Raw genomic sequence first — 21,694 nt, forward strand, 5'->3', positions numbered from 1 at the left:
TTTAAAAGAGGTCATAAAAGTGGCAACAGTTAAAGATGTGGCAACATTAGCTGGTGTATCAATTGGCTCGGTTTCAAATTATCTCAACGGTAAACAGCAAAAGAAAGTCACAGCTCAACGCATAAAACAGGCTATGAAAGAATTAGATTATCATCAAAATATTATAGCCAGCGGTTTAAAGAAAAATAAAACCATGTCAATCGGAATTGTCATTAATCAATTAACCGATTATTTTTCCATGTCAATCGTTTCTGCGATTGAAACTTATGTGGAACAATTTGGCTACAGCATCATTGTCTGTGATTATCATGATGATAAAAAACGCCTTGAGCAAAAAATTGATTTTTTAATTAACAGGTCAATAGATGCCCTAGTCGTTTTCCACCAAGATAAAGTGACGCCGATGCTCAATAAGATTAGCAAAACGAACATCCCCATTGTCGCAATTGACGCCCCGATTAAAGGGCTTAAATCAGATGCGGTAGTAGTTAATAATTATGAATCTTCTAAAACCGGTATTAATTATCTAATTAAAAAGGGTTACCGCAATATTGGCATCATCACTGGTTCTGCAGATAATTATATTACCCAAAAAAGGCAGCAAGGCTATGAAGACGCCTTATTGCAAAATAATATACCCCTGCGTAAAAAGTACATCTGGTCTGGCGATTATACCATCAAATCTGGTTATGACGGATTTAATTATCTCAGCAATCAAAATAAAGATTTAGATGCAGTATTTGTTATTAATTATTATATGTCTTTAGGTGCAATCAAAGCTTATTACCAAAAAGGATGTAATAAAAATATCAAATTTTTGATTTATGATCACTTTTTTATTAATGATATTTTTTATCCCGGTATCAGCTCAATTGAACAGCCTCTAAATCAAATTGGCAACACTGCCGGCAGGCTATTAATTGGTAGATTGACCAAGTCAATCCAAGCTAATTTTCAAACAATCTATTGCGACAATATTTTTCACAAAATGTAGAAAGCAATTGCGATAAGCGGAATATGGTAATATAATTTACCTATAATTTGAAATGTTTCATTTTGATCTAAATATTAATTTATTAGTGCAACATTTATTAGTTTTTAACTAATTTGAAACGATTCATTATAAGGAGGAAAATTATGAAGATATTACTAGCATGTGGTGGTGGTATGAGTTCATCCCTGTTAGCAACCGCATTACAAAATGAAGCAGCTAAACATGGGCAAAATTGGACAGTTCATGAAACCAGCATTGATAAAGTGCCTGACGACTTGAATGAAGAAGATTATCAATTTATTCTTCTAGCCCCTCAAGTTTCCTTTAAGAAAAAAGACTTCGAAGAAGAAGCTGCTAAGAAAAATACCAAATTTATTCTTATTCCCATGACCATGTACACGCCAGCAAAAATCAACCAGTTGTACGAATTAGTTAACCAGGAGGCTGAAAAATGAGTTATGATGCCATTTCCGCAAAGATGGGGCAAATTGCCAACAACCGCTATCTAACTGCTATTAGAGACGGAATGTCGGTAATCATCCCTGTTTCAATTATCGGCTCCTTCTTTACTATCCTGTTAAACTTGCCAATTGCTTCATGGAATAACTTTATTAAGCCTTATGCTGCCATGCTTTCGGTGCCAATGTATTTTTCCATTAACCTAATGGCTATTTACTGTGTTTTTTCAATCACATCTCATTTGTCAAAATATTACAAAGTTGATCCAATATCAACCAGCGTTTTAGCTGAAATGTCTTTTTTCATTTTAGCTATTGAACCTATGGTTTTAAACAAGCCTAAAGCTGGTTTGGCAGCCGGTACCTATGTTTCTATCGGCAACATGGGCGCTCAAGGTTTGTTTACTGCTATACTTTGTGCTATTTTTGCTACTGAAATAGTGCGGTTCTTTAACCAGCACAACTTAGTTATTAAGATGCCTAATGGTGTTCCGGCGGCTGTCGGAAAATCTTTCAGTGCCCTGATACCAGGTGTTTTAATCATTGTCGTTTCGTTTATTCTGAAAGAAATATTCAAATTAGATATCAATAAGATTTTGACTTGGGTTTTCTCCCCAATTGGGTACTTTGGCCGTGACACTTTCCTATCAGCTATTATCCCAGTCTTACTGATTACAATTGTTTGGCTGTTTGGCGTTCACGGTATGGTTATCGCAACCCCTATTCTTTACCCATACTGGTATGCCAACCTTAATGCTAATGTAACAGCAATTGCCCACGGCCAAGCTCCCGTACACTTTATGACCGAGCAATTCTTCCAATGGTTTGTCTGGATTGGTGGTGCAGGCGCTACCCTGTCATTATCTATACTCCTACTTTTCTTTAGTAAATCAAAATTCAGTAAAGCAATGGGTACAGTAACAATTCTTCCTGCTATTTTTAACATTAATGAACCGTTAATTTTTGGTATTCCAATCATCATGAACCCGTATTTTGCAATCCCATTTGTCTTAGCCCCTACTGCAATGGCGGCAGTAACCTATGGCGCAATGAAATTGCACCTAGTGGCATACACTAGAGCTGTAGTTGCTTGGACGCTTCCAGGACCTATTGGTGCCTGGATGTCTACCGGCTTTGACTGGCGCGCAATAGTTTTGTGCATAATCAATATCTTGATTTCGCTTGCCATATACTATCCATTCTTCAAAATGTTTGACAACAATCAATTAAAATTAGAAAAGGAAGGCAATGATGAAGGGGATATCAGTCTATCCGAACAAAAGTAGTGTCGCTGATTGCATTAATTATATTGATAAAGCGGCTGATTTAGGCTTTAGCAGACTTTTTACCAGTCTGTTGGAGCTGACAGAAGATCAGTCAAAAACTCTTAATAAATTTAAAACGGTATTAACCCACGCCCGAACAAGAAAAATGTGGGTTAGCTTAGACGTTAATCCTGCTTTATTTACCAGTTTGCATGTCAGTTATAATGACCTTTCTTTTTTTAAAGAATTAGGAGCTGATATTGTACGCCTAGATTCCAGCTTTGACGGACTGCCTGAATCAGTCATGACCTACAATCCCGAAGGACTAACCATTGAAGTCAACATCAGTAATGACACCAAGAACTTGGAAAACATCCTTAGTTATAGCCCCATAAAAGACAAAATTATTGGTTGCCACAACTTTTATCCCCAGCGCTACACTGGCTTAGACACAGAATACTTTTTGAACACAACCAAAAAATATCATGACCTCGGGTTAAGGACAGCAGCTTTTATTTCTTCAAATTTTGGCAAAATTGGGCCACATCCATACAATGCCGGTCTCCCTACTTTAGAAATTCACCGCGGAATTCCAATTGAAAAGCAGGCGCAATATTTGATTAATACTCAACTGATCGACGATATTTTAATTGGTAACGCATTTGCCAGCGACGAAGAATTACAAAAGGTGGCAAAGTTAAGCTCGAATATTCCCCAATTTTTTATCGACTTCGTTCCTACAGCCACTGAACTTGAAAGAGAAATAGTGCTTAAAAATCTACACTTTAATCGTGGGGACATTAACAGCTATGCTATTCGTTCTACTTTTGTTAAATTAAAATACAATAAGCAAAACATTCCTGTGAATAACCCTGTAGCTACCCTAAAAAGGGGAATGATTACAATCGGTAATAATGATTTCAAGCAATATAAGGGTGAATTGAATATCGTTAAACAGAACATGGATAATCATGAACATTTAAAAAATGTTGTTGCTCAGATAGTCCCTAGTGATTTGCAATATATCGACTTTATCAAGCCGTGGGACAAATTTAAATTTATTGAGCTTGCTAGTTATTAAAGGAAAAACTATGAAAGGTTTAGAAGAAAGCAGTTTTGAAATTATCAGCCATTCCGGACAGGCAAAGACAGAAATAATGGCGGCAATAGCTGATTCCAGAGATACAGTAAAGGATCCTCAGCCATTGCTTAAGGATGCAAAAGAAGAACTGAAAAAAGCACAAAATGTGCACTTAAAAGTGATATCAGACTTTGCCAAAACTGGTAAAAGTAATATTGATCCCTTATATATGCACGCTGAAGACCAAATGATTACAGCGGAAACTTTTCTTGATTTAGCTACTGAATTAATTAAAACTAATTTAGAAATCAATAAGTTGAAACAAGAGAAACGAAATAATAAGGATTAATAATTTACTATTAGTTAGTCCACCAATTGGTCCGAAAGAAAAATAATGGAAATAGCACCTAAACTGATAAATTTTGAAAAAATGGGTATCGGTCTCTTTGTTCATTGGGGACTATACTCAAGATTTGCTAAGGGAGAATGGTCACAAAATATTTTAAATATTACCAATTATCAAAACGCTTTTAGCGAATTTAATCCCATTGAAGATAATATTCATAACTTAGTAAAGCTGGCTAAAGAATGCGGTTTTAAGTATATTGTATTGACTGCTAAGCACCATGATGGCTTCTATTTATTTGATACCAAGGGCATCCACAATTTTGATAGTGTTCACACACCCTTTGGCAAAGATGTAATTAAAATATTTACACATGAGTGCCATGAGCAAGGAATTGCACCTTTTATTTACTACGCTACTTATGATTGGCATAATAAAAAATATCAGGCAGATTTTAACGGGTATTTAAAGGAATTACGCCAGCTAATCGGAATTCTCTGCACTAATTATGGCAAAATTGGCGGTTTCTGGTTTGATGGTAACTGGAACAAACCCAACGCCGATTGGCAGGATGAGCAGCTTTATCAGGAAATTAGAAAACTGCAGCCACAAGCTATTATTACCAACAACACCGGATTAGGAAAGCAAGGAATAAGTGACGGACGAAAAGTGGACGTCCTGACTTTTGAAAGAGGCAATCCTCAAGTAATCAACCATTTTCAAAATAATCGTTACTTTGCTGCTGAAACCTCATTGACTCTAAACAGACATTGGGGCAATGCCCAAAATGACCTTAATTATGTTTCGGCGCGTCACTTAATTGAACAAATTTGTCACACTCGCAAAGTGGGGGCAAATTTATTAATTAACGTGGGCCCAGAATTTGATGGCTCTTTAAATATTCATTGCCTGTCGTTACTAGAAATTATTAAACAATGGATGGCAATTAATAAAGAAGCAGTCTATAACACCAATAATTTTGAGCATAAAACTTATACCGCTGCTGGAAATGATAATGATTTTATTAAAGGTAATTATTTATTTGTGGATAATCTGGGTAATGTTGGCAATCAGAACGTAGTACTGGGAGGAGAAAAAATGCGAGAAATAGTATTTAATAATTTTCCGCCCCAAAAGATCGAGCGCATTGTTTGGCTGGATAATGGCACCAATGTGGCGTTTAAACAATTGCCAGAAAAAAGCCAACTGATAGTTAAAGCAGACGGATTCGAGTACGGAACCAACTTGGTAGAGCGTGTAGCCAAGATTTATTGAACTTCATTTAAATAAAAAGACTAATAAATTACCATAATAAGGTGGTGAGCCCCAAAAGTTAGACAACTTTTGGGGCTTTTTCACCTGTGGCGACATTAGTATCATTAAAATGGTGGCATAGTTTATCGGATCCGGCTTACTACTGTTTGTATCATATTCTAATTTAGCAGTCTTTGATGCTTTGACTTTCCCCTTTTTACCAATGTTAGTCACGATTAGCACAAGAATGACCCCTGTGAAAAGAACCTCTTGTAGTTAATAGTCACAGGTTCTTTAAAGAATTTGTTTCACCATTCAAACAAGTGCTGATTTACTGGACTTTTTTGTATTTAAATCTCAGAAAATTAAGTTAAAACTGTCTTACAAAATTACTTTTAAAATTTGTCCTTATCATGTTTTCTCTTGTACCAATCATGTATTTCAAAAAATGTACATATTGCGAAATAGAGCAGCACAACAACAAAAACCACGGTAATCACTTTAACGAAAATAGCAAAATTAAACAAAATTGATAACCATAAAAAGGCCACAAACACTGCTGCAATAGGTAAAAATATTTTATCAATTTTATGTTCTATAAAAAGTGTATGAAGCGCGTTATTTCGATCTGTATTTGTAATTTTCTTTTTCATCATGACCGCTCCTTTCGCCTAACATTAAAAATTAATTAATTTTATTTAGTATAATATAGCATAAAAATTTAGGCAGCGAGTAATTGGCTAATTTTTTTGATCTAAAAAAAGCGGCTACTATAATTATTTGCTTTACTTGACAAAATACTTGGTTAGATTATGTAAAGAAAGCTTGAAATTATAAGCAGAATCATATTAAGCAGCAAAACATGACATTGTAATCTAGCATTAATTTCGTTATAATTGAAAGCGATAACACGAGGGGTGCCTTTTTGGCTGAGATGAAAATTATTTCAGACCCTTTGAACCTGTAAGTTAACACTTGCGTAGGAACGTGTCGAACCTGTTAGGCTTTGGCATTTTCACATGCTAAAGCTTTTTTTATTAATCAAAATTTTAAAGACAGTTAATTAGGAGAATATAATGCAGTTAGAATTATTAGACAAATTACGAGCGCAAAATCCGGTTATTTTCAACATTGCCAATTTTGTATCAGTTCAAGATGTGGCAAATGCTGTTAATGCTATTGGTGCTTCACCAATTATGAGCAATGAAGTCGCTGAAGCTGAAGAAATAGTGCGAATGGCTTCCGCGGTGGCAGTTAATATTGGCTGTTTAACCAAGCAGCAAATCAATCATATTAAAAAAGTGGAAGATTTAGCGCGCCAATATAATAAACCGATAGTGTTTGATCCCGTAGCTGTTGGTGCAGTTGAATATCGCTATAAAATTGCAGATAAACTTTTATGGGATTTTCATACTAGTATTATTCGGGGCAATATTGGTGAGATAGCTGCTTTAGGTGGCTTTGATTGGAGCTCAAAGGGGATTGATGCAGGCTCCGGTTCTGGTGATATTGATGAAATTACTGCAAAAACAGCGCAGAAATACCACTGTACAGTTATTGCCAGTGGCCCAACAGATACAATCAGCGACGGTAAAAGAATAGCCCATATCCATAACGGCTCGCCCCTTTTTAAAACCCACGTGGGCTCTGGTGACATGTTGACTAGTATTGTTACAGCATTTACTGCAGTCACTGACGATCCTTTTGAAGCAGCTCAAATAGGTGCTTTAGATTTCAGTTGCGCTGGTCAATTAGTAGTTCAAGAGCACCCCAATGTCGGACCAGGTACTTTTAGCATGTATCTCATGGATTATTTATATAAAGTAAAAGTTGCTGATATTGAACAAATTGCAGATTTTGATTAAGGAACTTTATGATGACTGAAAAAATTAATTCTTTTCCCCAAGTTTTAACTATTGCCGGCACTGATTCAGGTGGTGGTGCTGGAATCATGGCTGACTTAAAAACTTTTCAAATGCAAAAAGTATTTGGGACAGCAGTGGTCGTAGCAGTGACAGCACAAAACACTTTGGGCGTCCAGAAATCTTTTTTACTGCCCTTAGAAATGGTCGATGCCCAATTCGCCTCTCTGGCAGAAGATTTCCAGATCCGTGCTTGTAAAACAGGAATGTTGGGCGATGCGGCTCACGTTCACCAAGTTGCACTTAACCTGCAAAAGTATGACTTGGGCCCTATTACCATAGATCCCGTGATGATTGCTAAGGGGGGCGCACCATTATTAAGTCAAGATGCTGTTGCCACCGTTAAAAACGAATTGCTGCCTTTAGCCGATCTAATAACACCCAACTTGCCAGAAGCAGAAACTTTAACTGGCATCAAGGTACAAGATCAAAGCCAATATCCAGAATTAGCTCATAAATTACAAGATATGGGTGTTAAAAATGTGCTAATTAAAGGCGGTCATGCAAGTAGCGCAGAAGTAAAAGATTATGCTTTATTTGCTGATGGTTCCGATCTTTGGGTCAGCAGTTCCAGAATACATACCGAACGCACTCACGGTACAGGTGACACCTTAGCTGCAGCAATTACAGCTCAACTGGCTTTAGGTCAAAGTTTACCTGCGGCAATTAAAATTGCTAAAAAGTACGTTACTAAAACAATTAAGGAAACCATTCAAGTTGGTCATGGTCATGGCCCTTTAAATCATTGAGCTCAGTAATTTAGGAGAAATAATGAAAGACTTTAACACTGATTTTTTACATGCTTACTTTATTTGTGGCAGTCAAGACGTGCCAGAAGGTAAAACATTACCGGGCTTAGTCGCAGAAGCACTTGCTGCAGGTATTACAGCTTTTCAATTTCGGGACAAGGGTTCTAATTCAACTTTAAGTGAAGCCGAGAGACTCCCTATGGCGCAAAAGCTGCACCAATTGTGTTATGCATATCACGTGCCCTTCTTCATTGACGATGATGTTCAGCTTGCACAACAAGTTCATGCCGAAGGCGTTCATGTTGGTCAAAGCGATGAAGAAATCAGACAGGTCATTAAAGAAGTTGGCGCTCAAATGATTATCGGCTATTCCTGCTCGAATTTAACGCAAGTTGAGCAAGCCAATAAAATTAGCGGAATTGATTATTATGGTAGCGGTCCAATTTATGCCACCCAATCTAAAAGTGATGCCGACCCCGAAATTGGTATTACCGGCTTAAGCAAACTGGTCAAAAGCACAACCAGGCCAATTGTTGCTATTGGTGGGATTACCGCTAGCGACTTAAGCGCAATCGCTAAAACTAAGGCAGCTGGGGCTGCAGTAATTTCTTTGATTGCCCAAAGCAATGATATTAAGCAAACCGTTAGTCAAATGCTTACAGCACCATGGATGAAAAATGACTAGCACATTTTAAAAGCACAAAAAATGATTCTGCACTTGGCAGAACCATTTTTTATTGATGATAAACAGTCTTTAATTGTAAAAATATGAGTTATATTGATAATTAACCTAACTGGGCAATCTTTTGCAGTGTTCTAATCATTTGAGCTACAAAACCGGACTCATTATCATACCAGGCGTAACCTTTGACTAGTTGTACCCCATTATCTCCAGTTTCAACTTGGGTAAGAGTTGGATCAAAGACCGAACCAAATTCAGTGCCAATAATATCTGATGAGACAATTTGGTCGTCATTATAGCCAAAAGAAGCATTGCCTTCGGTATGCTTTTTAATTCTAGCGTTAAATTCTTCAACCGTAACTTTTTCTCTTAAAACGGCAGCTAGTTCAGTAATAGAACCAGAAATAACCGGAACTCGTTGAGCAATACCCGTAAGTTTGCCATCCAGTTCAGGTATAACTAGTCCAATAGCTTTAGCTGCTCCAGTTGAATGCGGAATAACGTTAGCCACTGCAGCACGGGCATTACGGATATTGCCACCACGATCAGGTCCATCCTGTAACATTTGTGAAGCAGTATAGGCATGCGTTGTAGACATAATGCCCACCTGAATGCCAAATTCATCGTTCATTGCCTGTGCTAATGGTGCTAAACAATTAGTGGTACATGAGCCTGCGGAAATAATTTGATCAGAGTCAGTCAATTGATCATCATTTACGCTATAAACAATAGTTTTCATATTGCCTGCAGGAGCAGAAATTAATACTCTTTTAACACCGGCATCAAGGTGAGCTTGGGATTTTGCAGTTGAAGTATAAAATCCAGTGCATTCAAGTACTATTTTAACTCCACCGTTTTTAACCCACGGAATTTGACTGGCATCTTTTTCCGCATAAACCGGAATATTTTTACCATCAATTACAATACTATTAGTTGTAGCAGTTACTTCATGATTAAATTTGCCGTGTGCAGTATCATATTTTAATAAATGTGCTAACATAGCTGGTGAAGTTAAGTCGTTGATTGCGACAATTTCGATGTCATCACTGGCCACTTCATAAATGCGCCGTAAAGCAAGCCGACCAATGCGACCAAAACCATTAATACCAATTTTTGTATTCATAATAAGTTCCCCCTTTAGATTACAAAATTAGTATATTAAAACAAATTCACTCTGCATAATCCGAGATTGTAATAGGGTTATCACTTTTAATGATATGGAGTATTATGAATTTTAACGATTTATATATTTACCAAACAATTTATGAAACTAGATCACTGAATAAAGCGGCACTAAAATTGGGCTACACTCAATCCAATATTACGGCCAGGCTCAAAGCACTGGAGCGAGAACTGAAAGCGCCACTTTTTGTGCGTTCTAATTTAGGGGTTAGACCAACTAAAAATGGGCAAAAAATGTATCATTTTGCGACTAAGGCACTACAAAACTATCAAAACTTAAAAGACGATTTAACCAGCAACAAACCAAAAGTTTTAATCTCCGAATTGCTTTTTGGCTATATTATCACCCAAAAGAAACAGTTTGCACTTGATCAATATGAAGTCATCATTAAAAGTACTAATGAAATTCAAGAATTATTGACTAAACATCCCTATGACATGGTTTGGGCCTTTACCCCGATCACTTTACCCCAATATTCGTTAATCAAGAAAAGTCATTTACAAGCCTGTTTTTTAAAAGGCAAAAAGCAGGAAAATAAAAGAGTACCGGTTGCCATAAACGCAGACATAGATTGTCCGTTTCGTAACTTGACTCTCAAATTAACGCAGAATAAAAACAGCGTCACTGAAATTGATTCACTGGAAATGATTTTAGAGCTAGTCAAAAAAGGCCAGGCAACTGCATTATTGCCTAAATACTTAATGAATGATGATTTAGTTGCAGCTGATTCGCAAAGTTGGAATATCCCCTATTATTTTTACCGTTATCAATTATAAACAAGTAAAAGACACCATTATTTGAATAACGGTGTCTTTTAAATTTCTAGTTCAGTTCCTTTAAATACGTTTCATAAACTGGACACAGATTAAACGCATACTTTCTGTAAGTCCGCGTTGCTAATGGGTCTGTAGAGTCAAATTCACCACTTAAAGTTTGATATTTTGCTTGTGCCCAATTTAGCAATTGCTGTTGCAATTGGTCTAATAAATTAGGCTTAACAGCACCCATCCATCCTAAAGTCAATTGTTGAGGGGTATCCTCAAAAGAAAAGCAATAAGCCTTAATTTGTCCAGCAGCAATTAGCGCTAAGGGAGCGTGTTCAAGTTGATCAGTGAAAATGGTTTTGCTCCACTCACTAAGAGGTATCTTTGCAACCGGATTTGCTAAATGATTTTTTTGATAATCTGAGAAGCTCACTTGTGCCAGCCTATTCATTATTACAGAATCTTTTTTTATTTCATGTAGAGTGACCATCTGCAAATCAGTATCAATTAGAATATTTTTCAGTGCCCTTTTCAAAGGCATCTGGGGTTCTACAGTAGTTCTGATTAATTTAAAACCATTTTTTTGACCAATGGCATTAAAGAGTAATTGCGGTGCATAATCATAAGTAATTAATGCGTTTTGGTGATTTTTTTGGGCTTTTGCCGTTAAATCCGTCAGTATTTGCTCATAAGCCTTAATTTGTTCCACGCTGGTTAATCTAGGTTCAAGATAACCCGCAAAATTTAAGGAATAAGGGTGAAAAGCATTTTGCCAACAGGTCATTAATCCGACTGGCTTATTTTCCAGATAATAGGCTTGTGTATGTTGAGGAAATTGTTCTATAGTTTCCTTAATTTTTCTATCTGAACTTACATTGGCTAATAATGAGCCATACATAATTAATAATCTCCTTTATGGACTATTTTTTTCGCCCGTAAAATTTTGGCCTTGGCATCATTGTAGCCGTCAATGTAGCGTTCTATTTCAATTGCTTTATTCTGGGTAACACGATTAACTAAGTTAACACCTTTTTTAGGAAAATCCTTGAAAGAATGACTCTCTGCATAGTCCTTTTTGGCTTGTTCATAACCCATTTGATAATCACTGAGAGAACTCTTTTTCACAGCAGTTTTTGCTGCATTATAGGTATAATCAGTGGTATCACGCCATTTTTTATAGGCTTTTTCAGCTTCTTTATAGTTTCCGGCTTCATAATTTTCTTTGACATAATCATGTAATTGTTTTAAATTAACCATTTTATTTTTCCAAAGTTAAACATAATTAACTTCCACATCACCCATGCTGAAATGGCCTGTTAACATTAATGTAGGACCGCCACCGGTAGATCCGTCATCAATATCTAATTCTCCCAGAGCTAAGTCTAAGTTATCACTATTGACTCTCCATGAAGTTGGAACGTAAATTTCAATCTCACCCATAGTGCCACTAATGTCAACAGTCACTACATCGCCTGCAGCTTTAGCTTGATCAAGGTAGACTTCAACTTCACCCAAAGAAGAATTAATTGTTATACTGCGTAAATTTTGTGAATGAACGTAACGCGAAACTGATGACAAGCGCTGATTAATTACTATGTCTTCGCCATCAACGTTTCCAGTACCGCCACTGAATACGTTATTATCAGTTCTTGAATGATTATTGCTAAAGTTCTTCCATTTGCCGTCTTTTTTCTGATTAAAATAAACTATTCTGGGAAACCAGCTTCTCTTAAAAATCAGCGTTAAACCTAAATAAATTAATAACGCCGCCACTAAGACCGTCCACGGTACAATTTGAGTAATATGCAACGGTTCAGCGTAAACAATTAACAAAAAGGCAATGGAAAAAGTTGTACCAAACAAACTCTTATCCGCCACGCTTTCGATCAGTGCCGCTCCGAAGATGATAGTCCAAATAATCATGCTGACTTTTAGATGAAATGAAAGCAGATGCAGCTGATTAAGGACTAAGAACACGGCAGCAGCAACTAGAGCAATGCCCCAAAATATTTCTCTGAGTTTAAATCTTTTCATTATGATGACCTTCTCTCGTTTAACCTATCATTCAAATTATGATAGTAGTGACGTGAAACATAGACAGTTTTATAAGAATCGCGAAAATTAATCTTACAGTTAGAAATCGAACGTGTTAACGCATAGATTTGATTTAAATTTAAAATTGTTGACTTAGATACCCGCATGAACTGGTTACTTAACAAGTTTTCCAATTCATAGAGCTTATAATCTACCGTAAACGCATCCCTGGCAGTATGTGCAATTACCTGTTTATCTTCTGTTTCAAAAAATAAAATTTCATTCATACTCAAGTAATAGGACACATTTTCTTTTTTGCCTTCAATTTGATCTGGATGTTTATTAATACCTTGAAGTTGATGGTAAATTTGTTCAACTTCTGGTGTCACGGCTTTAGCATGAATTGTGATACTGGTATCATCATCGTCCAGATCTGGATTTAGTTCTATTTTTATTTTCACGCTTCTCACCTGCCCTTCATCACTTGATGATTTAATTAAACGCTTATTTTAATTTAAAATCTAGCACTTTTGACTAAGTGGCAATTATAAGAAACCAAGTGGCATATTTTTTTGATTTAGAAGAAGCCAAAAATTTAAAGTCAGTTTTACTATAGTATTTTATTTAAGACAATTTTAGACTAAAATATACAAAAATTACCTACAATATGCTATTTTAGGTAATTTTATGATATTATTTATGTAATAAAATGATTTTGGGAGGCAAATTATGGCAACTAAGATTGTTACTAAAAGATATTCTGTTAATATAGACAAACAAATAGCGGATACAGCAGAGCTAGTTATTAGAAAAATTGGTCTTAAACCTAATGATGTGATTTCAATGATGCTTACACAGATTGCGGACAAAGGTAAACTACCCGTAGCATTTTCAGTTGATGACTATGACCATCTAAAAGATGAAATTATTGCAGCTAGTCGTAAAATTCCTGCACAAAAGGTTGAAACCTCCGAAGAAATAGCTGACTTTTTCGCAGATTAAGGAGACCAGTTAATGAATTTGGGCGATATTTTTATAACATACCTTGAATACGAAGATGTACCAAATGGAAAAAGTCGGCCAGTTTTATACATTGAGCAGGATGATGAATTTTATTATGTATTTAAAATTACCAGTAAATATCAAAATAAGTCAAAACGCATTCGCGCAAAGTATGCTAAAATTACCGATTGGCAAAAGTCTGGCCTTAACAAGGAATCATGGATAGACTGTAATAAACGTTATCAGCTCAGAATTGATAAAACTCGACTAAAAGATATAGGTAACTTAACGGTAACTGATTTGAATAATCTTAAGAAATTTATGTGGTAACCAGCAATCTTACAGGCATTTATGCCTGCAAAGTTGCTTTTTGATATAACCAAAAAGTGGCCATTAATCTGAAAAAGAAAGCCAATTACAAATTAAGTAATGGCTGCCTCATCACTGGTATGCCACTGATTAGTGATGATTGATCTCTAATCTATTAAAACCAGTAAACAATATCAGAAACCAAAAATGCATTGAGTAATGAATCTCAATGCATTTTTGGTTAGTCTAATAGCAATAATTTTTCCCTGACTGCTTTACTAATTATTTATTCTAAACCAACTTTTTTAAAGATTTCGTCAACATGACGCAAATGGTAATGATAGTCAAAGGCATCGGCTACATCTTCTTCAGAAAGATAATCCATAATTGAACTATTTTCAACTAATTTTCTAAAAGAAATGCCTTCATTCCACGATTTGGCGGTCAATTTTTGGACCATGTCGTAGGCATTTTCACGAGAAAGACCAGCCTCATCAATCAATTTTAATAATAAGCGCTGGGAATAAATCAGGCCATAAGTTTTATCCATGTTCTTAAGCATTGTTTCTGGAAAAACATCTAGATTTGTCAAAATACGGTTAAAACGATCAAGCATATAATCAATACCAATTGTCGTATCCGGTAAGATTATTCTTTCGGCACTGGAATGGGAAATATCGCGCTCATGCCAAAGTGATACATCTTCATAAGCAGTAATAATATGACCCCGTAGAACCCGCGCCATTCCGCAAAGATTTTCTGAGCCAATAGGGTTGCGTTTATGAGGCATTGCCGACGAGCCCTTTTGTCCCGCACGGAAGTGTTCCTCCACTTCGTGGATTTCAGAGCGTTGCAAGCTTCTAATTTCGGTAGCCCAGTTCTCAATACTGGTAGCTATTAGCGCCAAAGTCGCAATATATTCAGCGTGTAAATCACGCGGCAAGACCTGGCTGGTAATAGGCTGCTGGGTCAGGCCCAATTGTCTTAAGACACTAGTTTCAACAGCTGGTGGGACGTTAGCAAAAGTCCCAACGGCACCAGAAATTTTCCCTGATTCTACACCTTTTGCTGCATGTTCAAAGCGTTCAATATCCCGAGTAATTTCTGCATACCAGCGAGCGAGCTTCAGACCGAAAGTAGTGGGCTCAGCTTGCACACCATGCGTGCGTCCCATTTCCACCGTATTTTTATATTTACGTGCTTTATTCGCAATCGTCTGTTTTAAATCTTGCAAATCTTGGCGAATAATTGCATCAGCCTGTTTTAAAATATAACCCTGCGCCGTATCAACCACATCTGTTGAAGTCAAACCAAAGTGCACCCATTTTTTCTCCGGGCCCAGACTTTCAGAAACTGTTCTGGTAAAAGCTACTACATCATGGTGCGTTATCTGCTCTAATTCAGCCACTCTTTTAGGCGTGAAGCTGGCATTTTGGGCAATTTTAGCAGCATCTTCTTGAGGCACTTCCCCTAATTCGCTCCAAGCGTTGGTAGCAGCTATTTCGACTTTAAGCCAAGCTTCATATTTATTTTCATCAGACCATATTTTACCCATTTCTGGGCGAGTATAACGTTCTAACATAAATTACATTTCCCACGGATCTTGTAAAACTATCGTTTGTTCACGGTCAGGACCCACTGAAACAGTAACTAGAGGTATACCCACAAGTTCTGACACACGATTCAAAAACTTCTGTGCATTCTCTGGCAAATCAGACCAGGTCTTGGCATTCGTAATATCTTCTTTCCAAGCCGGTAATTCTTCGTAAACAGGTTGACAGCGGTCTAATTCTTTTAAACTAGCTGGGTAGTAATCAATTTTTTGACCATCAAGTTCATAAGCAGTTGCAATTTTAATGGTGTCAAAGCCGCTGAAAATATCAAGTAGGTTAAGACTTAACCCGTTAATGCCAGAAACGCGTTTGGCATGACGTAAAGCGACTGAATCAAACCAACCTACGCGGCGCGGACGACCGGTAACTGTCCCATATTCATGAGCAGTTTCACGAATACGGTTACCAGTTTCATCTAATAACTCAGTTGGGAAAGGGCCGGCACCAACACGGGTCGTATAAGCTTTGCAGACACCAATAACAGTTTTTAACCGATTAGCACCTACTCCCATGCCACTGGCAATGCCACCGGAAATGGTATTTGATGAGGTAACAAATGGATAGGTTCCTTCATCTATATCAAGCATAATTCCCTGTGCACCTTCAAATAACACTTTTTCATCATTATCTAGGGCATCGTTAACTAACACTGATGTATCAGTAACATATTTCTTCATTTTTTGACCATATTCATAATACTTAGTGAAAATGTCATCAAATTCAAGTGCCGGTTTGCCATAAATTTTAGTGAAAATGTCGTTTTTCTGAGCCAAGTTAACACGTAATTTTGCTGCAAAAGTATCTTTTTCAAGAAGATCACAAACACGAATGCCTATTCTGGAAGCCTTATCCATGTAGGCAGGTCCAATACCATTTTTAGTAGTGCCGATTTTCTGATCGCCTTTTGCTTCTTCTTGGTACTCATCTTGCTTAATATGATATGGCATGATGATATGAGCACGATTGGAAATTTTTAATTTGCTAGTATCAATTCCCTTTTCTTCCAGATTTTTTAATTCGCCAAATAAAACGTCGGGATTGATAACTACGCCATTACCAATTACCGCACCCTTATCTGACGCAAAAATACCAGATGGAATTAAACGCATCTTAAAGTCTTGACCATTTATCTCAATAGTATGACCAGCATTATTACCGCCATTTGAGCGCACAGTGTACTCTGCTTTGTTACTTAAAAAATCGGTAATTTTACCCTTTCCTTCGTCGCCCCATTGACTACCAACAACTGCAACTGCTGTCATTTTTATTCACCTCATTAAAATTCTACAAATATCACGTAAATAGTCTAGCAATTTACCAATTTTTAGTCAAATTTAAATGCGAATTATTATAGCTGGTACATTTTTGATAGTTCGATTTTTATGTTGACAAAAAAACTTTTATTGATTATAGTTACTTCGTTTGCAAAGAGATTTTATTTAGGAGCCGATTTATTTATGAGCAATTATTTCAGTATGGAAGCCTTTGATTATGATGATATTCAACTTGTGCCCAACAAGGGAATAATTAAAAGCCGTCATGACGCGGATACAAGTGTTAAGTTTGGAAACCGAACATTTAAAATACCGGTTGTTCCGGCAAACATGGAAAGCGTCATTAATGATGATTTAGCTGTTTGGCTGGCACAAAACGGCTACTACTATGTCATGCACCGCTTCCAACCGGAAAAGCGACTCGCTTTTATCAAAATGATGCACGAAAAAGGCTTATTTGCCTCAATATCTGTCGGTATTAAAAAAGGTGAATACGACTTTATTGATCAATTAGTTAATGAAAACATTAAGCCTGAATATATCACGATTGATGTGGCTCACGGTCATTCTATCTATGTTATTGATATGATTAAATACATTAAAGAAAAATTGCCAGATACTTTTTTAACAGCGGGCAATATTGCGACCCCGGAAGCAGTTCGTGAATTAGAAGGTGCAGGAGCAGATGCCACAAAAGTTGGTGTTGGCCCTGGTCGTGCATGTATTACAAAACTCAAAACTGGTTTTGGCACTGGTGGCTGGCAATTAGCCGCTTTAAGAATGTGCAGTAAAGTAGCTAGCAAACCATTAATTGCTGACGGCGGTATCCGTTATAACGGCGATATAGCGAAGTCCATTCGTTTTGGTGCCACCATGATTATGATCGGTTCAATGCTTGCAGGGCATGAGGAGTCACCCGGTAACGTTATTAAAATTAATGGCAAAACTTACAAGCAATATTGGGGGTCAGCTTCTGAAGTGCAAAAAGGGGCGTATCGTAACGTTGAGGGCAAGCAAATGCTTGTTCCTTATAGAGGGCATATTGCCGACACTTTAAGAGAAATGCAGGAAGACTTGCAATCTTCAATTTCGTATGCCGGTGGTAAAGACCTTAGTTCAATTAAGTTGGTTGATTATGTAATTGTCAAAAACACGATTATGGATGGCGATAAATAAATTCAGCTAATTTGAGATAAATTATGTAATTTATATGGTAAAACGGAGTTATTTTCGATAAAATGAGATTTATCTCAGTATTGTTAGGTAGGCAATGCTGAGATTTTTATTTTCTTCTAATTTTCATCACAATTGATAGCAATAACACAAAAACACACAATAGTCCTCTTTTGACCAAATTGTGTGTATCTCATCTAATTTAAAAACATCACTATCTTTAAAAGCGTTATGCTAACTTCTGATAGTCCTTTTTATCCGATATTCAAGTCTTAATTAAACCCTTCACTTGTCACTTGTATGATTTAAAATGTTAAATTTAGTAGTTTTATCTAAGTTAGTCATTACAACTATAATCGTATCATCTATTCCTTTTTTCTTTAGATAACCTAGATCCACTTGCGCTATATTAGTTTTGGGGGTAACAGAATCTCCTTCATTAACCAATATATTAAATCCTTTTCCATTTAATGAAACTGAATCTATACCTAAATGTATCAAAAGTTCTATACCATCATTGGTTTTCATTCCAATAGCATGTTTTGTAGCGGCCACAGTGATTATTTTTCCTGAAGCAGGTGCGAAAATTTCACCATTTTCTGGTTTTACTGCAAAGCCATTACCCATCATTTTTGAAGAGAAAACATCATCAGCAACATTTTCAAGAGGTAATATTTCCCCTTTAACTACTTTGTATAAATTAATGGACTTTTCTTTTTCAACAGTAATTTTTGTAGTTTTGGAGTCTTCTTTTTCGTTTGGAATTATCATGTAGGCAATCATAAATGAAGATGAAAGTGCAATAATTATTCCTAAAATGGCAAAAACAAAATATTTCCCAATATATGCTGGCAAACTAAAAATACTAGACAAAATATAGCCATAAATCCTAACCCCAAAAAATGTTATAAATGCAGATGCCAGACCACTACCAATAGTTGCGGCAATAAAAGCTTTTTTATATTTTGAAAGAACACCGAATAATGCAGGTTCCGTAATGCCTAATAATCCAGAAATTGCCGAAGAAGCAACCACACTTTTTTCTGACTTTGATTTAACTTTAAAGTAAACTGCTGCTGTGGCTCCTGTAATAGCCAAATTAGCCATAAACATAGTTGGCATCAATCTATCATAACCAAGATTGGCAAAGTTCTGCAGAGCTATTGGCGTAAAAGCGTGATGTAATCCCGTAAAAATAGCAGCAGGTCTAATTGCACCTAGTACAACTCCAGCAAGGATAGGTGAAATCTTAAATAAGGAGTTAACTGAAGTTGCCAAACCATCACCTAAGTAAATGCTTATTGGTCCTATTAATCCCAGCGCAATTATACCTGTAGCAAATAATGATACAGTTGGACTAAAAACCGTCCTTAAAGCTTGTGGCATATATTTATCAACATAGCGATAAACATACTTAAGAGCAAAAACTGAAAAAATAATTGGAATAACTGTTCCACCGTAATTAAAGACTGGTATTGGAATGAAGCCAAACAACGTGAACTGCTTTATTGCCCCTTTCGTAGCCGCATCTACCATTGTTGGAAATTGCATAGCTGCTGCAATTGCTACTGCTAAGTAGCGATTAGTTTTAAATATTTTAGCAGCTGAGTCTGCAACGAAAAAGGGTAAAAATGTAAATACACCACTTGCTATCATATTAAGTACAATAAAAGTGTCTGTTTTATCAGAAATTACATTTAAAGCTACTAGACCTGACATTAGTCCCTTGATCATGCCTGCACCAGCTATAGCAGGTACTATAGGACCAAAAACGCCAGAAACAGTATCCATAAATAAAGAAATAAAGCCCTTTCTCGCTTTTTTATTATCTACTGCTTTCTCATCACTAGAATTATCTAGCCCAAGTTGCGTAGCAATAGCTTCATAGTAACTCGATACGTCAGTACCAATAACAACTTGCAATTCTTTGTTTTGATATTTTGTACCAACGACTGCTGATAAATTATTCAGCTTATCATACTGAATTTTACTATCGTCTTGCAAATTGAAACGTAATCTCGTCATACAATGCCACACATTATTAATATTTTTTTGTCCTCCAACAAAGATAATAATCTGTTGTGCAAGTTTCTCATACTTATCACTCATAATCTTTCTCCCTTTGACTTCTGTAAGCGTTTACTGATGTGCTTCCAACGCAATACTATCATTGAAAAAATTTTTTGCCAAATCTGGCTTTTACCCACGTAAATTATTTAAAATCTCTTTAAATCAGCATTTATAGCCACAAAATTATAAAAATTGGACTGGTTTTTAACCTTTATTAGCACTTTTTAAATACCAAATTGACTTTTATTATTTATACATGCTTCAATATGGTTATTAATGATTTAACAAAATTGAAAAAGGAGAGACATTGTGGAAAAGACAATAATCACTGACGTTAAAAGTTTTGGCGTTAAGCCTGACCGTCATAATTTGGTTGTAGTCAAAGTAGAAACAGATCAGGATGTTTCCGGTTATGGATGCGCTACTTTTCAGTTTAGACCACTTGCTGTAGAATCAATTGTTGAAAATTATTTAAAGCCTTTACTTATAGGTCGAGACGCTAATCAAATTGAAGATTTATGGTACCTAATGAAAGTAAACTCATATTGGCGAAACGGACCAGTTATAAATAATGCAATTTCTGGTGTTGATATGGCTTTATGGGATATTAAAGGAAAGTTGGCAAATATGCCGCTTTATCAACTTCTTGGTGGAAAAGCAAGAACAGCAATTCCAGCGTATACTCATGCTGAAGCAGAAAGCTTAGATGATTTATATAAAAAAATTGATTCTTTTTTAAATGAAGGATACAAATATATTCGTTGCCAATTAGGTTTTTATGGCGGCACTCCTAAAAATTTGGCTACACCAAATAATCCACTTCCTGGTTCATATTTTGATCCCGAACAATATATGACAACAACTTTAAAAATGTTTGAAGCAATTAAGCAAAAGTACGGCTCTAAATTTCAACTAATTCATGATGTCCATGAACGGCTAGCTCCTAATCAAGCACTCCGCCTTGCTAAAAAAGCCGAAAAATATAATCTTTACTTTTTAGAAGATATCCTTCCACCTGATCAAAACGAATGGCTGAAGCAGCTTCGTAGTCAGTCTGTCACTCCGCTTGCAACCGGTGAACTATTTAATAATCCAATGGAGTGGAAAGACTTAGTTGCCAATAGACAGATTGATTTTATGCGAGCTCATGTTTCTCAAATTGGTGGTATCACACCTGCTATTAAGCTTGCAAATTTTTGTGAGATCTTTGGCATACGTATGGCGTGGCATACTCCACCAGATATCACACCTATTGGAATTGCTGTAAACACTCATTTAAATATTCATCTTCATAATGCTGCCATTCAAGAGAATGTTCCTGTTCCCGAAAATACCAAAAAATTATTTGGTGGCATCCCAGAAGTAAAAGGTGGCTATTTTTACCCAATTGAGCGCAGTGGAATAGGCGTTACATTCAATGAAGAACTAGCAAAAGAATTCCCTATAACTTATAGACCACACGAGTGGACACAAAGCCGTATACCAGACGGAACTATAGTTACTCCTTAACATAATTATTTT

General features: G+C 36.3%; 23 protein-coding genes and 1 riboswitch. Of the genes, 14 read left to right on the forward strand and 9 right to left on the reverse strand.

The window, feature by feature from the left end:
• The first annotated feature begins 19 nt into the window (after window positions 1-19).
• The 6 genes from DLD54_RS08230 to DLD54_RS08255 all read left to right on the forward strand — a co-directional run bounded on the left by DLD54_RS08230 (window position 20) and on the right by DLD54_RS08255 (window position 5,419).
• On the forward strand, window positions 20-994 hold the full coding sequence (locus tag DLD54_RS08230; protein ID WP_109918898.1) for a LacI family DNA-binding transcriptional regulator: 975 nt from the start codon (window positions 20-22) through the stop codon (window positions 992-994).
• A gap of 143 nt (window positions 995-1,137) precedes the next feature.
• Window positions 1,138-1,449 (forward strand): PTS sugar transporter subunit IIB, encoded by a 312-nt coding sequence (locus DLD54_RS08235; protein ID WP_046327757.1) that lies wholly within the window; start codon window positions 1,138-1,140, stop codon window positions 1,447-1,449.
• The gene (locus DLD54_RS08240) at window positions 1,446-2,738 is read left to right on the forward strand and encodes a PTS sugar transporter subunit IIC (RefSeq protein WP_109918899.1); all 1,293 of its coding nucleotides are present in this window, start codon (window positions 1,446-1,448) and stop codon (window positions 2,736-2,738) included. The genes DLD54_RS08235 and DLD54_RS08240 overlap by 4 nt, the downstream gene beginning before the upstream one ends.
• On the forward strand, window positions 2,704-3,798 hold the full coding sequence (locus DLD54_RS08245) for a DUF871 domain-containing protein (protein WP_109918900.1): 1,095 nt from the start codon (window positions 2,704-2,706) through the stop codon (window positions 3,796-3,798). Before DLD54_RS08240 ends, DLD54_RS08245 begins: the two co-directional genes overlap by 35 nt.
• Before the next feature lie 10 nt (window positions 3,799-3,808).
• On the forward strand, window positions 3,809-4,147 hold the full coding sequence (locus DLD54_RS08250) for a PTS sugar transporter subunit IIA (protein ID WP_109918901.1): 339 nt from the start codon (window positions 3,809-3,811) through the stop codon (window positions 4,145-4,147).
• A gap of 45 nt (window positions 4,148-4,192) precedes the next feature.
• Window positions 4,193-5,419 (forward strand): alpha-L-fucosidase, encoded by a 1,227-nt coding sequence (locus DLD54_RS08255; RefSeq protein ID WP_109918902.1) that lies wholly within the window; start codon window positions 4,193-4,195, stop codon window positions 5,417-5,419.
• A 374-nt stretch (window positions 5,420-5,793) separates the two neighbouring features.
• Here the strand turns inward: DLD54_RS08255 and DLD54_RS08265 are convergent, their stop codons facing one another.
• A complete protein-coding gene (locus DLD54_RS08265; RefSeq protein ID WP_162542263.1) occupies window positions 5,794-6,054 on the reverse strand; it encodes a hypothetical protein in 261 nt (86 codons plus the stop codon).
• Window positions 6,055-6,301: 247 nt separating this feature from the next.
• Window positions 6,302-6,401, forward strand: a riboswitch (TPP riboswitch).
• A gap of 73 nt (window positions 6,402-6,474) precedes the next feature.
• Between DLD54_RS08265 and thiM the strand changes: the two genes are divergently transcribed.
• The 3 genes from thiM to thiE are packed head-to-tail and all read left to right on the forward strand — an operon-like array spanning window position 6,475 to window position 8,754.
• Entirely contained in the window at window positions 6,475-7,263 is a 789-nt protein-coding gene (gene thiM / locus DLD54_RS08270) for a hydroxyethylthiazole kinase (RefSeq protein WP_109918905.1), read from the forward strand.
• An 11-nt stretch (window positions 7,264-7,274) separates the two neighbouring features.
• A complete protein-coding gene (gene thiD, locus DLD54_RS08275) occupies window positions 7,275-8,069 on the forward strand; it encodes a bifunctional hydroxymethylpyrimidine kinase/phosphomethylpyrimidine kinase (protein WP_109918906.1) in 795 nt (264 codons plus the stop codon).
• Between the two features lie 19 nt (window positions 8,070-8,088).
• Window positions 8,089-8,754, forward strand: a complete 666-nt coding sequence (gene thiE / locus DLD54_RS08280; RefSeq protein ID WP_370448322.1) for a thiamine phosphate synthase — start codon at window positions 8,089-8,091, stop codon at window positions 8,752-8,754.
• A 100-nt stretch (window positions 8,755-8,854) separates the two neighbouring features.
• On the opposite strand, the gene gap is transcribed toward thiE, so the two are convergent.
• Window positions 8,855-9,874: a type I glyceraldehyde-3-phosphate dehydrogenase gene (gene gap / locus DLD54_RS08285; protein ID WP_109918908.1), complete on the reverse strand. Its 1,020-nt coding sequence runs from the start codon at window positions 9,872-9,874 to the stop codon at window positions 8,855-8,857.
• A 104-nt stretch (window positions 9,875-9,978) separates the two neighbouring features.
• Between gap and DLD54_RS08290 the strand changes: the two genes are divergently transcribed.
• The gene (locus DLD54_RS08290) at window positions 9,979-10,710 is read left to right on the forward strand and encodes a LysR family transcriptional regulator (protein WP_158593340.1); all 732 of its coding nucleotides are present in this window, start codon (window positions 9,979-9,981) and stop codon (window positions 10,708-10,710) included.
• A 46-nt stretch (window positions 10,711-10,756) separates the two neighbouring features.
• On the opposite strand, the gene DLD54_RS08295 is transcribed toward DLD54_RS08290, so the two are convergent.
• From DLD54_RS08295 to DLD54_RS08310, 4 genes are read right to left on the reverse strand one after another with little or no spacing between them, the layout of a single operon-like run.
• Complete coding sequence (locus tag DLD54_RS08295; protein ID WP_109918910.1) at window positions 10,757-11,596, reverse strand: hypothetical protein; 840 nt, start codon at window positions 11,594-11,596, stop codon at window positions 10,757-10,759.
• 2 nt (window positions 11,597-11,598) lie between these two features.
• Window positions 11,599-11,955: a hypothetical protein gene (locus DLD54_RS08300; RefSeq protein WP_109918911.1), complete on the reverse strand. Its 357-nt coding sequence runs from the start codon at window positions 11,953-11,955 to the stop codon at window positions 11,599-11,601.
• A gap of 15 nt (window positions 11,956-11,970) precedes the next feature.
• Window positions 11,971-12,732, reverse strand: coding sequence for a LiaF transmembrane domain-containing protein (locus DLD54_RS08305; protein ID WP_109918912.1), 762 nt, complete (start codon window positions 12,730-12,732; stop codon window positions 11,971-11,973).
• Entirely contained in the window at window positions 12,732-13,193 is a 462-nt protein-coding gene (locus DLD54_RS08310; protein ID WP_109918913.1) for a LytTR family DNA-binding domain-containing protein, read from the reverse strand. Before DLD54_RS08310 ends, DLD54_RS08305 begins: the two co-directional genes overlap by 1 nt.
• 268 nt (window positions 13,194-13,461) lie before the next feature.
• Between DLD54_RS08310 and DLD54_RS08315 the strand changes: the two genes are divergently transcribed.
• On the forward strand, window positions 13,462-13,734 hold the full coding sequence (locus DLD54_RS08315) for a type II toxin-antitoxin system RelB/DinJ family antitoxin (RefSeq protein WP_038524621.1): 273 nt from the start codon (window positions 13,462-13,464) through the stop codon (window positions 13,732-13,734).
• Window positions 13,735-13,746: 12 nt separating this feature from the next.
• Window positions 13,747-14,064, forward strand: coding sequence for a type II toxin-antitoxin system PemK/MazF family toxin (locus tag DLD54_RS08320; RefSeq protein WP_038524623.1), 318 nt, complete (start codon window positions 13,747-13,749; stop codon window positions 14,062-14,064).
• A 265-nt stretch (window positions 14,065-14,329) separates the two neighbouring features.
• Here the strand turns inward: DLD54_RS08320 and purB are convergent, their stop codons facing one another.
• On the reverse strand, window positions 14,330-15,625 hold the full coding sequence (purB, locus tag DLD54_RS08325) for an adenylosuccinate lyase (protein WP_109918914.1): 1,296 nt from the start codon (window positions 15,623-15,625) through the stop codon (window positions 14,330-14,332).
• 3 nt (window positions 15,626-15,628) lie between these two features.
• Window positions 15,629-16,918, reverse strand: a complete 1,290-nt coding sequence (locus tag DLD54_RS08330; protein ID WP_109918915.1) for an adenylosuccinate synthase — start codon at window positions 16,916-16,918, stop codon at window positions 15,629-15,631.
• A gap of 195 nt (window positions 16,919-17,113) precedes the next feature.
• Here DLD54_RS08330 and DLD54_RS08335 point away from each other — a divergent pair, with 195 nt between their 5' ends.
• Window positions 17,114-18,106 (forward strand): GMP reductase, encoded by a 993-nt coding sequence (locus DLD54_RS08335; protein ID WP_109918916.1) that lies wholly within the window; start codon window positions 17,114-17,116, stop codon window positions 18,104-18,106.
• 282 nt (window positions 18,107-18,388) lie between these two features.
• On the opposite strand, the gene DLD54_RS08340 is transcribed toward DLD54_RS08335, so the two are convergent.
• The gene (locus DLD54_RS08340; RefSeq protein ID WP_109918917.1) at window positions 18,389-20,212 is read right to left on the reverse strand and encodes a glucose PTS transporter subunit IIA; all 1,824 of its coding nucleotides are present in this window, start codon (window positions 20,210-20,212) and stop codon (window positions 18,389-18,391) included.
• 270 nt (window positions 20,213-20,482) lie between these two features.
• Between DLD54_RS08340 and DLD54_RS08345 the strand changes: the two genes are divergently transcribed.
• Entirely contained in the window at window positions 20,483-21,682 is a 1,200-nt protein-coding gene (locus DLD54_RS08345; RefSeq protein ID WP_109918918.1) for an enolase C-terminal domain-like protein, read from the forward strand.
• Window positions 21,683-21,694 lie beyond the last annotated feature (12 nt).

Source organism: Lactobacillus helsingborgensis, assembly GCF_003173695.1.
Taxonomy (GTDB): Bacteria; Bacillota; Bacilli; order Lactobacillales; family Lactobacillaceae; genus Lactobacillus; species Lactobacillus helsingborgensis.

Coding starts and splice junctions, on each gene's coding strand:
- DLD54_RS08235 (WP_046327757.1), top strand. CDS start 1,138: ATGAAGATATTACTAGCATGTGGTGGTGGTATGAGTTCATCCCTGTTA.
- DLD54_RS08240 (WP_109918899.1), top strand. CDS start 1,446: ATGAGTTATGATGCCATTTCCGCAAAGATGGGGCAAATTGCCAACAAC.
- DLD54_RS08245 (WP_109918900.1), top strand. CDS start 2,704: ATGAAGGGGATATCAGTCTATCCGAACAAAAGTAGTGTCGCTGATTGC.
- DLD54_RS08250 (WP_109918901.1), top strand. CDS start 3,809: ATGAAAGGTTTAGAAGAAAGCAGTTTTGAAATTATCAGCCATTCCGGA.
- DLD54_RS08255 (WP_109918902.1), top strand. CDS start 4,193: ATGGAAATAGCACCTAAACTGATAAATTTTGAAAAAATGGGTATCGGT.
- DLD54_RS08265 (WP_162542263.1), bottom strand. CDS start 6,054: ATGATGAAAAAGAAAATTACAAATACAGATCGAAATAACGCGCTTCAT.
- thiM (WP_109918905.1), top strand. CDS start 6,475: ATGCAGTTAGAATTATTAGACAAATTACGAGCGCAAAATCCGGTTATT.
- thiD (WP_109918906.1), top strand. CDS start 7,275: ATGACTGAAAAAATTAATTCTTTTCCCCAAGTTTTAACTATTGCCGGC.
- gap (WP_109918908.1), bottom strand. CDS start 9,874: ATGAATACAAAAATTGGTATTAATGGTTTTGGTCGCATTGGTCGGCTT.
- DLD54_RS08290 (WP_158593340.1), top strand. CDS start 9,979: ATGAATTTTAACGATTTATATATTTACCAAACAATTTATGAAACTAGA.
- DLD54_RS08295 (WP_109918910.1), bottom strand. CDS start 11,596: ATGTATGGCTCATTATTAGCCAATGTAAGTTCAGATAGAAAAATTAAG.
- DLD54_RS08300 (WP_109918911.1), bottom strand. CDS start 11,955: ATGGTTAATTTAAAACAATTACATGATTATGTCAAAGAAAATTATGAA.
- DLD54_RS08305 (WP_109918912.1), bottom strand. CDS start 12,732: ATGAAAAGATTTAAACTCAGAGAAATATTTTGGGGCATTGCTCTAGTT.
- DLD54_RS08315 (WP_038524621.1), top strand. CDS start 13,462: ATGGCAACTAAGATTGTTACTAAAAGATATTCTGTTAATATAGACAAA.
- DLD54_RS08320 (WP_038524623.1), top strand. CDS start 13,747: ATGAATTTGGGCGATATTTTTATAACATACCTTGAATACGAAGATGTA.
- purB (WP_109918914.1), bottom strand. CDS start 15,625: ATGTTAGAACGTTATACTCGCCCAGAAATGGGTAAAATATGGTCTGAT.
- DLD54_RS08330 (WP_109918915.1), bottom strand. CDS start 16,918: ATGACAGCAGTTGCAGTTGTTGGTAGTCAATGGGGCGACGAAGGAAAG.
- DLD54_RS08335 (WP_109918916.1), top strand. CDS start 17,114: ATGAGCAATTATTTCAGTATGGAAGCCTTTGATTATGATGATATTCAA.
- DLD54_RS08340 (WP_109918917.1), bottom strand. CDS start 20,212: ATGAGTGATAAGTATGAGAAACTTGCACAACAGATTATTATCTTTGTT.